Here is a 12,590-nt window from a genome sequence, read left to right as displayed (position 1 = left end):
GTTCCTGTCACCCTGCCCCGGTACCGTGGCACGGTGGAGATGGACGAACTGCGGCGGGCCGCCTTCGGTGATCTTCCCGGGGTCCCGGCCGGGCGGCTGGCGCGGGCGGCCTCGGGGCCGCCCCGGGCCCGGCTGCTGGCCGCGATCGTTCTCGGTGGACAGGGCCGATACGCCGCCGCGGCGGCCCTGCTCGACGAGTTGGGACGTGATGCCGACCCGGTGCTCGCCTCGCTCGCGCTGAGCACCCTCGCCTCTCACCGCCGCCAACTGGGCGGCCACGCCGCCGCACTCGGACGGGACGGCGCCGCGTTGTGCCTCGTCGCGGGGCTGGACGGCCCCGGTGATCCTGACGGGCTCGACGCGGCGGGCGCGCGAACGGACGCGCTTCTCGGTCTGGCCGCCGACAACCTAGGCATCGGAAGGCTCGGCGTCGCCCGGCGCGTGCTGGCCAGGGCCGAACCGGCGGGCTGGCGCTCGCGCGTGCGCGCGGGCTGGGTCACCGCCGAGATCGAGCTCGCCTCGGGAAACGCCCCCGCCGCCGTGGCGCCCGCCGAGGCGGCGCTGGCAGCGTCCCTCGAGGCCGGTTCGCTCCGGCATCGGACCAAGTCGAGGCTGGTCCTGGCGGCCGCACTGGGGGCCACGGGGGAGCGGGCGGCCCGGGAACGTGCGTTGAATCTGGCCGGTCTCGCCCTCGCCGACGCGGACCGGTTCGCATTACGCTCGCTGAGTTGGCCCGCGCGCCTGCTCGCCGCGGATCTCGGCCTCGACGGCGGGGAGGATCGGTTCCGGGCCGACGCGGTGTTGCACGCAGTGTTACTGGGCTCCGATCCGGAGGGGAGGCGGCTGGCTCTTGCGTCACCCTGGATCCCGGTTTCCCCTGAGTTGGTGCAGGAAGACACGCATGCCGACATCCGGGCGAAGATCCCACAAAAAAAGCCACCGGATCGTGTCAAGGTTCGGCCAAAAGCGTCCGATAGGGGATATGGAACGTCACCCGGCTGCAGGAAGGAAACCCCGTGACTACGGTCTTGATCTGCGACGACCGACGCAGTGTCCGCGAAGGGCTCACCCGCGTGATGTCTGCCGTTCCCGGCGTCAGTCGCATCGACTGTGTTGCGCACGGTGACGAGCTCCTGGCCCGGTACTCGCGGCAGCCCGTGGACGTAGTCCTCGTCGGCACCCAGCGCGCGATGCCGGCCGGTGTGGAGGCGACCCGGCGGCTGGTGTCCGCCAACCCGCAGGCCAACGTGATCGTCTTCGGCGCGCCCGACGATGCGAGCAGCATCGCGGCCGCGATCGCCGGCGGCGCTCGCGGCTACCTGCGCTGGGACGCCTCCCGACCCGAGCTCGTCGCCGCATTGGCGCACACACTGGCCAGCACCTCCGTCCCGGCGCCCCGGCAACCCGCCGACCCCGGTGTCCAGCTCACCGAGCGCGAGCTCCAGGTGCTGCGGGGCATGAGCCAGGGCAAGAGCAACGGGCAGATCGGCCGCGAGCTCTACCTGTCCGAGGACACGGTGAAGACGCACGCGCGACGGCTGTTCCGCAAGCTCGGCGTGCGGGACCGCGCCCAGGCGGTGGCGCACGGTTTCCGGCGAGGCCTGGTTTCCTGACCACCCCGGCATCCCGTAAGCTGCGGCAGTCGTTGAATCCTTGAACACCTTGGGATCGCGACTCACGCGCGCCCCGCGCCGCGGGGTACGCCGAAGGTGACCGTGCCCAGGCGGCGTCGATGCCGGGCGGTACGGTGGGCGTTACCGGTGCGAGGGGGGTAGCTGCCGCGCGCCGTCATTTGTACGCCTACACGTAACGCTGGGACTGTTGTCTGCGATGGCCAATGTGGGGGACGGACTGGATGAGTCGGTCGTCGCCGCCGTCGAGGGAGATCCTCAGGCGGTGGAACGGCTGCTGGCCGCGATCCGTCCTCTTGTGGTGCGGTATTGCCGTGCCCGGGTTGGCAGGCAGGAGCGTTCGTTCGCTTCGGCAGACGACGTAGCGCAGGAGGTGTGTCTCGCGGTGCTCACGGCTTTGCCTTCGTACCGTGACCAGGGGCGCCCGTTCCTCGCCTTCGTCTACGGAATCGCGCAGCACAAGGTTGCCGATGCCCACCGGGCCGCCGCCCGCAACCGCGCCGAGCCGGTGGCCGAGATCCCCGACGAGATCGAGGGCGATATCGGTCCCGAGCAGCGTGCCCTGCAGGGAGAGCTGAACGAACGCATGGCACAGCTGCTGCGTGTGTTGCCCGACAAACAACGCGAGATCGTGGTGCTGCGAGTGGTCGTGGGACTCTCCGCCGAAGAGACGGCCGACGCGGTCGGCTCGACGCCGGGTGCGGTCCGGGTCGCCCAGCACCGTGCGCTCGCGCGGCTCCGCAAGGCGCTGGCGTCCGAGGAGGTGGCCTGAGTGACCAACCGAGACAGCCGGGACGAGGTCAGACGCGAGCTTTCCTACGACGACACGATGAGCGCGTCGCAGACCGCGTTCGAGGCGGACCTCTCCGCCGTGCACGAAGACGACGCCCTGCTGGACGCGCTCGGCGGCTCCGACCCGAAGGCCGCCCGCGGCATGGGGGACGAAGAGCTCAACGCGCTGCTGCTGGCCTGGCGGCGTGACATCGACAGCGAACCGCTGGCCGAACTGGTCGACACCGAGACCGCGGTGGCCACGGTGAAGGCCGCCACACTCGCGCGGCGCCATGGCGCCCGGGTGCGCAAGCGACGTCTGCTCGTGCCGGTCGCGGCGGCCGCCGCCGTGCTCGCCATCGCCTTCACCGGCACCAGCGTCGCCGCGCGCGACGCCCAGCCCGGCGACACGCTGTGGGGCCTGACCAAGGTCCTCTACGCCGAGCACGCACGTTCGGTCGAGGCCGCTTCGGCCGCCCGCACCGACCTGCGGCAGGCGAGCATCGCGCTGTCCCAGGGACGCATCGCCGAGGCACAGCAGGCGCTGGCCGAGGCGGCGGACAAGCTGACCCAGGTCTCCGCCGAGGACAACCTCGCCCAGCTCATGCAGGAGCACCAGCAGCTGACCCGGATGCTGGAGAGCCCGACGCACAGCACCACGCCGCCGCCCACGTCCTCGACGCCTCCGCCGTCGTCCTCGACGCCCCCGTCCTCGTCGGCGTCCACCACGACCACCCCGCCTTCGACTTCGACGCCGCCTTCGACGTCGAGCACCCCGACGTCCTCGCCCAGCACGTCCTCGAGCGCACCGACCTCGAGCAGCAGCGCGGCGGGTTCCGCGGCCGGGACCAACAACACCAACGGCAGTGGCAGCGGCACGGTGCGCAGCGACACCTCGAACAGCTCGAGTGGACAGGGGCCTGCCGCCGCCACCGGCGGGTAACCGACCTCTCACCACCGCCACACCGTCCGCGGGAGCGATCACGGCGGGCGGAGTGAGGTCAGTAGGCGCTTTCGTTCGCGGTGACGCCGTCGGCGTAGCCGCGGCAGTAGTCCCAGCTCACGTAGTCCGCCGGGTCCGGGTCGTAGGCGGGCTCGTGCGGCCGCATCCGGCCGTCGGCGAGCAACTGTTCCAGGCTGGCCCGCAGCAGATCCCAGTCGTGGTAGTGCGGCTGGTCACATTCCCCGCAGTCGACGACGATCCCGCGAACTCCGCGCGGCTCCAGCAGGGCCTGGTAGACCGCCAGATCGGCGAGGTCGGCGAGCAGCTCGGTGCGTGCCTGCCCCTCGATCGGTTCTTCCAGGTCGTCATCGAGGTCGGCCAGCTGCTTGGCCGGGTCGTCGGGGTCGTCGGCGAACGGGTCCGGAGGCAACACGTCGTGCGGCACCGTGGCACGGTACCGCTCGGAGGTGGTGCCCTGTCCAGCGCCTTTGTCAAAGACGCTCACGTCACCTTCCGTGCGGGCCTGGGGCTTCACCCCGGTCACGGCCTATACCATCGGGTGAAGGTTCTCTCCCGAATGCCGAGGAAGGTCAGTAACCAGTCATGACGAGCGAGTTCGACCCCACTGACAAGTTCGCGATGCTGGGCCTGACCTTCGACGACGTGTTGCTGCTGCCGGCCGAGTCGGACGTCGTGCCCAGCGCGGTGGACACCAGCACCCGGCTGTCCCGCAACGTCACCCTCCGCGTTCCGCTGATCTCCGCGGCGATGGACACCGTCACCGAGGGCAGGATGGCCATCGCGATGGCCCGCCAGGGTGGCATGGGCGTACTGCACCGCAACATGCCGATCGAGGAGCAGGCCGCCGCTGTCGAGGTGGTCAAGCGGTCCGAGGCCGGGATGGTGACCGACCCGGTCACCTGTTCCCCCGACGACACCCTGGCCGAGGTCGACGCGCTCTGCGCGCGGTTCCGGATCTCCGGCGTCCCGGTCACCGACGCCTCCGGCGCGCTGGTCGGCATCATCACCAACCGGGACATGCGCTTCGAGGTGGACCACAACCGCCCGGTCAGCGAGGTGATGACCAGGCAGCCGCTGGTGACCGCCCAGGTCGGTGTCACCGCGGAGGCCGCGCTGGGGCTGCTGCGCCGTCACAAGATCGAGAAGCTGCCGATCGTGGACGGCGCGGGCAAGCTGCGCGGGCTGATCACCGTCAAGGACTTCGTCAAGACCGAGCAGTACCCGATGGCCACCAAGGACCCGGACGGCAGGCTCGTGGTCGGTGCCGCGGTCGGGGTCGGCCCGTCCGGCCACCAGCGGGCGATGGCACTGGCCGACGCCGGCGTCGACGTGCTGATGGTGGACACCGCGCACGGGCATTCGCGTGCCGTGCTCGACATGGTGGCGACGCTCAAGAAGGAACTGGGCGACGCGGTCGACGTCGTCGGCGGCAACGTGGCGACCCGTGCCGGGGCACAGGCGCTGGTGGACGCCGGGGCGGACGCGGTGAAGGTCGGCGTCGGGCCGGGCTCGATCTGCACCACCCGCATCGTGGCCGGGGTCGGCGTGCCGCAGATCTCCGCGATCTTCGAGGCGGACAAGGCGTGCCGTCCGGCCGGCATCCCGGTGATCGGGGACGGTGGCATCCAGTACTCCGGCGACATCGCCAAGGCGATCACCGCCGGTGCCTCCAGTGTCATGCTCGGCAGTCTGCTGGCGGGCACCGCGGAATCGCCCGGTGACCTGGTCCTGGTCAACGGCAAGCAGTTCAAGACCTACCGGGGGATGGGCTCGCTCGGGGCCATGCAGTCACGGGACGGCCGCAAGTCCTACTCGAAGGACCGTTACGCGCAGGACGACGTGCTCTCCGAGGACAAGCTGGTGCCGGAGGGCATCGAGGGGCGGATCCCGTTCCGGGGTTCGCTGGTCAACGTCGTGCACCAGCTGGTCGGCGGTCTTCGCGCGGGCATGGGGTACGCGGGCGCGGAGACGATCGCCCAGCTGCAGGAGGCGCAGCTGGTGCGGATCACCTCGGCCGGGCTCAAGGAGAGCCACCCGCACGACGTCACGATGACCGTCGAAGCACCCAACTACACCGCCCGCTGACCGGGCCACACAAAACGAGAAGGGATCCGCTCGTGCGGGATCTGGTCGAGATCGGCATGGGACGTACCGCGCGGCGCGCGTACGACCTCGACGACGTGGAGATCGTCCCGTCGCGCCGGACGCGTTCGTCGGCGGTGGTCTCCACCGCGTGGCAGATCGATGCCTACCGCTTCGACCTGCCGCTGGTCACCCATCCCACGGACGCGATCGTGTCGCCCGCGACCGCGGTCGAGATCGGCAGGCTCGGTGGGCTCGGCGTGCTCAACGCCGAGGGGCTGTGGGCCCGGCACGCCGACGTGGAGAAGGTGATGCGGCAGCTCGCCGACACCGCCAAGGGCGAGGACCCGGCGGCGCTGGTGCGCCTGCTGCAGGACCTCCACTCCGCTCCGGTGCAGCCCGAGCTGCTGGCAGAGGCCCTCCGCACGATCCGCGAGTCGGGCGTGACGGTGGCCGCGCGGGTCAGCCCGCAGCACGCCGCCGAGCTGACCCCGCACCTGATCGCGGCCGGGGTGGAGATCCTGGTCGTGCAGGGCACCATCATCTCGGCCGAGCACGTCTCCGGGGATTCGGATTCGCTCAACCTCAAGGAGTTCATCGGCGGCCTGGACGTGCCGGTGATCGCGGGCGGGGTGGCCGACTACCGGACCGCGATGCACCTGATGCGCACCGGGGCCGCCGGGGTCATCGTGGGCCACGGCTACACGCCGGGCGTCACCAGCACCGACCGCGTGCTGGGGATCGGGGTGCCGATGGCGACGGCGATCATCGACGCGGCCGCGGCCCGCCGCGACTACCTCGACGAGACCGGGGGCCGGTATGTGCACGTGCTCGCGGACGGTGGCCTGAGCTTCTCCGGCGACATCGCGAAGGCGATCGCCTGCGGGGCGGACGCGGTGATGCTGGGCGCGCCGCTCGCCGCGGCCGCCGAGGCGCCCGGGCACGGCCTGTACTGGACGGCGGCCGCGGCGCATCCGTCGCTGCCGCGCTCGCGGGTGGCCGCGGTCCCGGACTTCGAGGCGGATCTCAAGACCCTGCTGTTCGGCCCGTCCGCGGACGCCGAAGGCTCGGTGAACCTGTTCGGCGCGCTGCGCCGGGCGATGGCCAAGACCGGTTACTCCGATCTCAAGGAGTTCCAGCGGGTCGGCCTGACCGTTCGTCGCTGAGCGTAGTCGAACCCGCCGGTAACTTACTCCTGGTCAGGAGCGCCGGCGGGCGCTACTCTTTTTGCTGTGACCACGGGTAACAGCAATGCGGCTGACTATGACGTCATCGTGGTCGGTTCGGGCTTCGGCGGCAGCGTCGCGGCCCTCCGGCTGACGGAAAAGGGCTACCGGGTGGCCGTCATCGAGGCGGGCCGCCGGTTCGCCGACGACGAGTTCGCCAAGACGTCCTGGGATCTCAAGCGCTATCTGTGGGCGCCCGCGCTGGGTTGCTTCGGCATCCAGCGCGTGCATCTGCTCAAAGACGTGATGGTGCTCGCCGGGGCCGGGGTGGGCGGTGGCTCGCTGGTCTACGCGAACACGCTGTACCGGCCGCTCAAGCCGTTCTACGAGGACCGGCAGTGGGCCCACATCACGGACTGGGAAGCCGAACTGGCGCCGCACTACGACCAGGCGAGCCGGATGCTGGGGGTGGTCACCAACCCCACGGTCACCCCGTCCGACGAGGTCATGCAGAAGGTCGCCGCCGACCTCGGCGTGGCCGACACCTACCACCCGACGCCGGTCGGGGTCTATTTCGGCCAGCCGGGGGAACGCGCCGAAGACCCGTACTTCGGCGGCGCGGGCCCCGCCCGTACCGGTTGCACCGAATGCGGAGCATGCATGACCGGCTGCCGGGTCGGCGCGAAGAACACCCTGGTCAAGAACTACCTGTACCTGGCGGAGCGGGGCGGGGCGAAGGTCATCCCGCTGACCACCGTGGACGCGCTGCGGCCGAGGCCGGACGGTTCGTTCGCGGTCGACATCCGCAAGACCGGCACCACCAGCCGCCGCTTCCGGCACACCCTGACCGCGCGGCAGGTCGTGCTGGCCGCGGGCACCTGGGGAACGCAGCAACTGCTGCACCGGATGCGGGACGAGGGTGTGCTGCCGAAGCTGTCCCGCCGCTTCGGCGAACTGACCCGCACCAACTCCGAGGCGATCATCGGCGCCGGGCGGCCCACCGTCGACCCGGACCGTGACTTCAGCAGGGGCGTCGCGATCACCTCGTCCATCCACCCGGACCCCTCGACCCATATCGAGCCGGTGCGCTACGGCAAGGGCAGCAACGCGATGAGCCTGCTGCAGACCATCGCGACCGACGGGTCCTCCGAGGTGCCGCGCTGGCTGCAGGCGGTGCGTTTCCTCCTGCGCCACCCGGTGCAGTCCGCGAAGCTGCTCAACGGCTACCGCTGGAGCGAGCGGACGGTGATCCTGCTGGTGATGCAGAGCCTGGACAACTCGATCACCACCTATACCAGGCGCGGGCTGTTCGGGCGCCGGAAGTACACCTCGCGGCAGGGGCACGGCGAGCCGAACCCGACCTTCATCCCGGCGGGGCACGAGGCGAACCTGCGCACCGCCGGGCACATCGGCGGGATCGCGGGCGGGACCTGGGGCGAGATCTTCAACATCCCGCTCACCGCCCACTTCATCGGCGGGGCGGCGATCGGAGCCGATGCCGATGAAGGGGTGATCGACCCGTACCACCGGGTGTTCCACTACCCGAATCTGTCCATTGTGGATGGAACCGCGGTCACCGCGAACCTGGGTGTCAACCCCTCGCTCACCATCGCCGCCCAGGCGGAGCGCGCGTTCTCGTTCTGGCCGAACAAGGGCGAGGAGGATCCGCGCCCCGAGCAGGGCGAGGGCTACCGCAGGCTCGACGCGGTCGCGCCGAAGACCCCGGCCGTCCCCGCCCACGCACCGGCCGCGCTGAAGCTCACCGCCAAGCCGGCCGCGAGCCGACGCCGTCGTCCCACCTCCCGGAAGCAAGGCGCCTGACGGAGTGCCGTGAAGGGCCCCTTCACAGTCGATTCGACCGTGAAGGGGCCCTTCACGGCTAGCCCCAGCCCTCTCCGGTGCGCTAGAGGTCGATGCCGGTGAAGACGGTGACCTTCTCCTCGGTCAGGTCGTGCATCGCGGCGAGCACTCCTTCGCGGCCGACGCCGGAACCCTTCACCCCGCCGTAGGGCATCTGGTCCGCGCGGTACGACGGAACGTCCCCGATGATCACGCCGCCCATTTCGAGTTCGGCCGAGGCGCGGAACGCCTGCCGGACGTCCCGGGTGAACACACCGGCCTGCAGTCCGTAGGCCGAGGCGTTCACCGCGGCGAAGGCCTCGTCCGCACTGTCCACAACGGACAACGCGAGCACCGGGCCGAACACCTCTTCGGCCCAGACCTTCGCCTCCGGGGGCACGTCGGTGAGCAACGTCGGCTCGACGGTGGCGCCCTCGCGCGTGCCGCCGGTCAGCACCTTCGCCCCGCCCGCCACCGCCTCGCCGATCCACGCGACGATGCGTTCCGCCGCGGCCTCGTCGACGACGGGACCGACGTCCACCGTCGTGTCGTACGGGTCGCCCGTGCGCTGGGCCCGCACCGCCTCCAGCAGCGCGGGCACGAACTCGTCCGCGACCGCGCGCTCGACGATCACGCGCTGCACGGCGATGCACGACTGGCCCGCCTGGTAGTTGCCGAAGGTCGCGATCCGCGCCGCCGCGCCCGGCAGGTCCGGCCAGTCCGCCAGCACCACGGCCGCCGCGTTGCCGCCCAGCTCCAGGACGATGTGCTTGCGCGGCGCCGCCTCCGTCAGCGACCAGCCGACGGGACCGGAACCGGTGAACGACACCACCGGCAGCCGCGGGTCGGCCACCAGTGCGGCGGTTTCGGCGTTGCCCAGCGGCAGCACCGAGAACACGCCCTCGGGCAGCCCCGTCTCGGCCAGTAGTTCGCCGAGGACCAGTGCCGACAGGGGAGTGCGCGGCGCCGGTTTGACGATGATCGGCGCGCCTACCGCCAGTGCCGGGGCCACCTTGTGCGCGACCAGGTTCAGCGGGAAGTTGAACGGGGCGATGCCCAGCACGGGGCCCCGCGGCACCCGGCGGACCATGGCGAGCCGGTTCTCGCCGCCCTGATCGGTGTCCAGCCGCTGGAGTTCCCCGGAGAACCTGCGCGCCTCCTCGGCGGCGATCCGGAACACCGAGATCGCGCGGCGGACCTCGGCCTCGGCCCATTTGTACGGCTTGCCGTTCTCCGCCGTGATCACTTCGGCGATTTCCTCGGCCCGCGCCGCGAGCCCGCGCGAGACGTGGTCCAGTGCGGCGGCCCGCACGTGCGCGGGTGAGCGCCGGAACGCGGGCGCCACCGCGGCGGCCGCCGCCACCGCCCGTTCCACCTGACCGGCGTCGGGCACCGCGACCGTGGCGACCTCGCTGCCGTCGAACGGGTGGGTAACCTCGAGGGTGCCGCCACCCTGCTCGGGCCTGCCGGCGATCCAGGCGGGCCGGGGTTCCGGAGTGATCGTGTCCATGGTCACCAAGGTAAGCCGCCGGAAGCGGCCCTTCGCGCAGGGAGGCCCCGTGTCCCGGGCCGGGGGTGGCGTGGCGGAGCTCACCTGGGACGATAGGAGCAATGAGCGTTGCCCCTGAGGAGGTGCGGGTGCCCAGTCGGAACGGTCCGGTCATCGTGGTGGACTTCGGTGCGCAGTATGCGCAGCTGATCGCACGCCGGGTGCGGGAGGCCCAGGTGTACTCCGAGGTCGTGCCGCACACCGCGACCGTCGACGAGATCATGGCGAAGGATCCCGCCGCCATCATCCTCTCCGGCGGTCCGGCGAGTGCGTACTCGCCCGGCGCGCCGGGCATGGATCCCGGGCTGGCCAAGACCGGGGTGCCCATCTTCGGTATCTGCTACGGCTTCCACGTGCTGGCCCAGGCCCTCGGCGGCACCGTCGAGGCCACCGGTGCCCGCGAGTACGGCCGCACCGAGATCAAGCTGTGCGAGGACGGCGGTGCGCTGCACCGCGAGTTGCCCGCGCGGCACCAGGTGTGGATGAGTCACGGGGACAGCGTCACCAAGGCGCCTCCCGGCGCGCTCGTCACCGCGACTTCCGAGGGTGCCCCCGTCGCCGCGTACGAGAACGTGGAGGAGCGCTACGCCGGTGTCCAGTACCACCCGGAGGTGCTGCACTCGCCGCACGGCCAGGAGGTGCTGCGGCGGTTCCTGCACGACATCGCCGGTATCCGCCCCGCGTGGACCACTGCCTCCATCGTGAACGACCAGATCGCCGCTATCCGCGAGCAGATCGGTGACGGCCGGGCCATCTGCGGCCTGTCCGGCGGTGTCGACTCCGCGGTCGCGGCCGCGCTCGTGCAGCGTGCCATCGGCGACCGGCTCACCTGCGTGTTCGTCGACCACGGTCTGCTGCGCTCGGGCGAGCGGGCGCAGGTCGAGCGCGACTTCGTCGCCGCCACCGGCGTCAGGCTGGTCACCATCGACGCGCGGGAACGGTTCCTTGGCGCATTGGCGGGCGTCACCGACCCCGAGCAGAAGCGCAAGATCATCGGCCGCGAGTTCATCCGCGTGTTCGAGCAGGCGGAGCGGGACCTCAAGGCGCAGGGCGACTTCCGGTTCCTGGTGCAGGGCACGCTCTATCCCGACGTGGTCGAGTCGGGTGGCGGGGCGAACGCGGCGAACATCAAGAGCCACCACAACGTCGGCGGACTCCCGGAGGACCTGCAGTTCGAACTGGTCGAGCCGCTGCGACTGCTGTTCAAGGACGAGGTACGGCGGGTCGGCCTGGAGCTGGGCCTGCCGGAGACGATCGTGTACCGGCAGCCGTTCCCCGGCCCCGGCCTTGGCATCCGGATCATCGGTGAGGTGACCGCCGACCGGCTGGAGACGCTGCGCGCGGCCGACGCGATCGCCCGCGAGGAACTGACCGCGGCAGGCCTCGACCGCGACATCTGGCAGTGCCCGGTGGTGCTGCTGGCCGACGTCCGCAGCGTGGGCGTGCAGGGCGACGGCCGCACCTACGGGAACCCGGTGGTGCTGCGGCCGGTGTCCAGCGAGGACGCGATGACCGCGGACTGGACCCGCCTCCCCTACGAGGTGCTGGAGCGGATCTCCACCCGGATCACGAACGAGGTGGCCGAGGTCAACCGCGTAGTGCTCGACGTGACCAGCAAGCCCCCCGGCACCATCGAGTGGGAATAGCTCCCTCCTCGGCACGCGCCTGAGCCGAAGGGCCCTCCGGTGAAAACCGGAGGGCCCTTTGGCATGAGTGGGGGTGAGGGGCCGTCAGCGGTGGCGGCCGCCGCGGAGCGAGGCTCCCAGCATCAGGACTCCCAGCAGGACCGCGCCGCCGGCGAGGGTCCAGCGCAGGTTGGCGGGAGGCAGCCAGGTGGCGCCGTCGGTGAGGGTGTAGGCCGAGACCAACAGCGTGCCGATTCCGATGATCAGGGCGAACAGGTCCACCCGCCGGCGGGCCGGTCGCTCGGTGGCCGGTTCGGTGTCTTCCCCGAACCGGTAGGGGTTTTCAGCCACGTCGCACCTCCAGGTTGCCGCCGCCCTGCTTGACCTGCAGGGTCAGTTGAAGCCCGCCGGGGCCGTCGGTCCCGGTGTCGAAGCCCGTGATCGCGGGACGGGCCACACCGTCGATTGCGGTCCCGAGGCAGTCCGCGTTGCCCGCCTGGATCTCGCAGGTGTAGCGCACGTCCGCGGTCCGGGGCACGATGATCACGGTCTGCCCGGCGCCGTTGCGGACGACGGTGCTCACCGGGACGTCCGCGGGCAGCCTGGTGAGGTCGATCTCCACGTCCCCGGCGGTGTGCTGGTACACCGGTTGCACTTCGGCCGCCGTCCGCGGGATCGCCGTCAGGTTGCCGAACCCGCCCGTGTAGTCATCCACCGGCACCGCGGTCAGCACGATGCCCGCGATGGACAGCGGAACGGCCAGGCCGATCAGGCCACGCCCGCCGCCGACGAGTCCTCCGGCCACCAGGCCGACCCCCAGCACGCCGAGCACCAGGCCGATGACGTGCTGTGCGGAGAACCACGAATGGTGGCTGCTGCCCAGGGCCACCCCGGCGCCAGCCACCAGCAGGGCGATGCCGAAGGTGGTGATGCCGACCTTGGAACGGCGGCGCGGTGCGCGCG

The 12,590-nt window shown here is 71.2% G+C and carries 11 protein-coding genes and 1 pseudogene; 8 read left to right on the top strand and 4 right to left on the bottom strand.

The features are described from left to right. Positions 1-39: 39 nt before the first annotated feature. The 4 genes from FNH05_RS19180 to FNH05_RS19165 all read left to right on the top strand — a co-directional run bounded on the left by FNH05_RS19180 (position 40) and on the right by FNH05_RS19165 (position 3,345). Positions 40-1,020: a hypothetical protein gene (locus tag FNH05_RS19180; protein ID WP_246127825.1), complete on the top strand. Its 981-nt coding sequence runs from the start codon at positions 40-42 to the stop codon at positions 1,018-1,020. After that, entirely contained in the window at positions 1,017-1,613 is a 597-nt protein-coding gene (locus FNH05_RS19175) for a response regulator transcription factor (RefSeq protein ID WP_027940930.1), read from the top strand. The genes FNH05_RS19180 and FNH05_RS19175 overlap by 4 nt, the downstream gene beginning before the upstream one ends. 217 nt (positions 1,614-1,830) lie before the next feature. Next, positions 1,831-2,403 (top strand): sigma-70 family RNA polymerase sigma factor, encoded by a 573-nt coding sequence (locus FNH05_RS19170; RefSeq protein WP_144590072.1) that lies wholly within the window; start codon positions 1,831-1,833, stop codon positions 2,401-2,403. After that, the gene (locus tag FNH05_RS19165) at positions 2,404-3,345 is read left to right on the top strand and encodes an anti-sigma-D factor RsdA (RefSeq protein WP_425458466.1); all 942 of its coding nucleotides are present in this window, start codon (positions 2,404-2,406) and stop codon (positions 3,343-3,345) included. Between the two features lie 58 nt (positions 3,346-3,403). Here FNH05_RS19165 and FNH05_RS19160 read toward each other — a convergent pair whose 3' ends face one another. After that, positions 3,404-3,790, bottom strand: a complete 387-nt coding sequence (locus tag FNH05_RS19160; protein ID WP_144590073.1) for a DUF5319 domain-containing protein — start codon at positions 3,788-3,790, stop codon at positions 3,404-3,406. 158 nt (positions 3,791-3,948) lie between these two features. Between FNH05_RS19160 and guaB the strand changes: the two genes are divergently transcribed. From guaB to FNH05_RS19145, 3 genes are all read left to right on the top strand, one after another. Continuing rightward, complete coding sequence (gene guaB, locus FNH05_RS19155; RefSeq protein WP_144590071.1) at positions 3,949-5,451, top strand: IMP dehydrogenase; 1,503 nt, start codon at positions 3,949-3,951, stop codon at positions 5,449-5,451. 32 nt (positions 5,452-5,483) lie between these two features. Beyond that, positions 5,484-6,614, top strand: coding sequence for a GuaB3 family IMP dehydrogenase-related protein (locus FNH05_RS19150; protein ID WP_144590070.1), 1,131 nt, complete (start codon positions 5,484-5,486; stop codon positions 6,612-6,614). Positions 6,615-6,680: 66 nt separating this feature from the next. Beyond that, positions 6,681-8,435, top strand: coding sequence for a GMC family oxidoreductase (locus FNH05_RS19145; protein WP_144590069.1), 1,755 nt, complete (start codon positions 6,681-6,683; stop codon positions 8,433-8,435). An 82-nt stretch (positions 8,436-8,517) separates the two neighbouring features. On the opposite strand, the gene FNH05_RS19140 is transcribed toward FNH05_RS19145, so the two are convergent. Further along, on the bottom strand, positions 8,518-9,963 hold the full coding sequence (locus FNH05_RS19140) for an aldehyde dehydrogenase family protein (protein ID WP_144590068.1): 1,446 nt from the start codon (positions 9,961-9,963) through the stop codon (positions 8,518-8,520). Between the two features lie 101 nt (positions 9,964-10,064). On the opposite strand from FNH05_RS19140, the gene guaA reads away from it, so the two are divergent. Beyond that, positions 10,065-11,648 carry a glutamine-hydrolyzing GMP synthase gene (gene guaA, locus FNH05_RS19135; RefSeq protein ID WP_425458465.1) on the top strand — a complete coding sequence of 528 codons (1,584 nt, stop codon included), beginning with the start codon at positions 10,065-10,067 and terminating at the stop codon, positions 11,646-11,648. Between the two features lie 84 nt (positions 11,649-11,732). Here the strand turns inward: guaA and FNH05_RS19130 are convergent, their stop codons facing one another. Further along, complete coding sequence (locus tag FNH05_RS19130) at positions 11,733-11,978, bottom strand: hypothetical protein (protein ID WP_144590066.1); 246 nt, start codon at positions 11,976-11,978, stop codon at positions 11,733-11,735. Continuing rightward, positions 11,971-12,590, bottom strand: a pseudogene (locus FNH05_RS38145) (cell wall-active antibiotics response protein); the annotation flags it as partial. The gene FNH05_RS19130 and the pseudogene FNH05_RS38145, both read right to left, overlap by 8 nt.

The organism is Amycolatopsis rhizosphaerae (genome assembly GCF_007713715.1).
GTDB classification, from domain to species: Bacteria; Actinomycetota; Actinomycetes; order Mycobacteriales; family Pseudonocardiaceae; genus Amycolatopsis_E; species Amycolatopsis_E rhizosphaerae.
The sequence above is the reverse complement of the archived record's forward strand: the minus strand, read 5'-3'. Positions and strand labels throughout refer to the sequence as shown.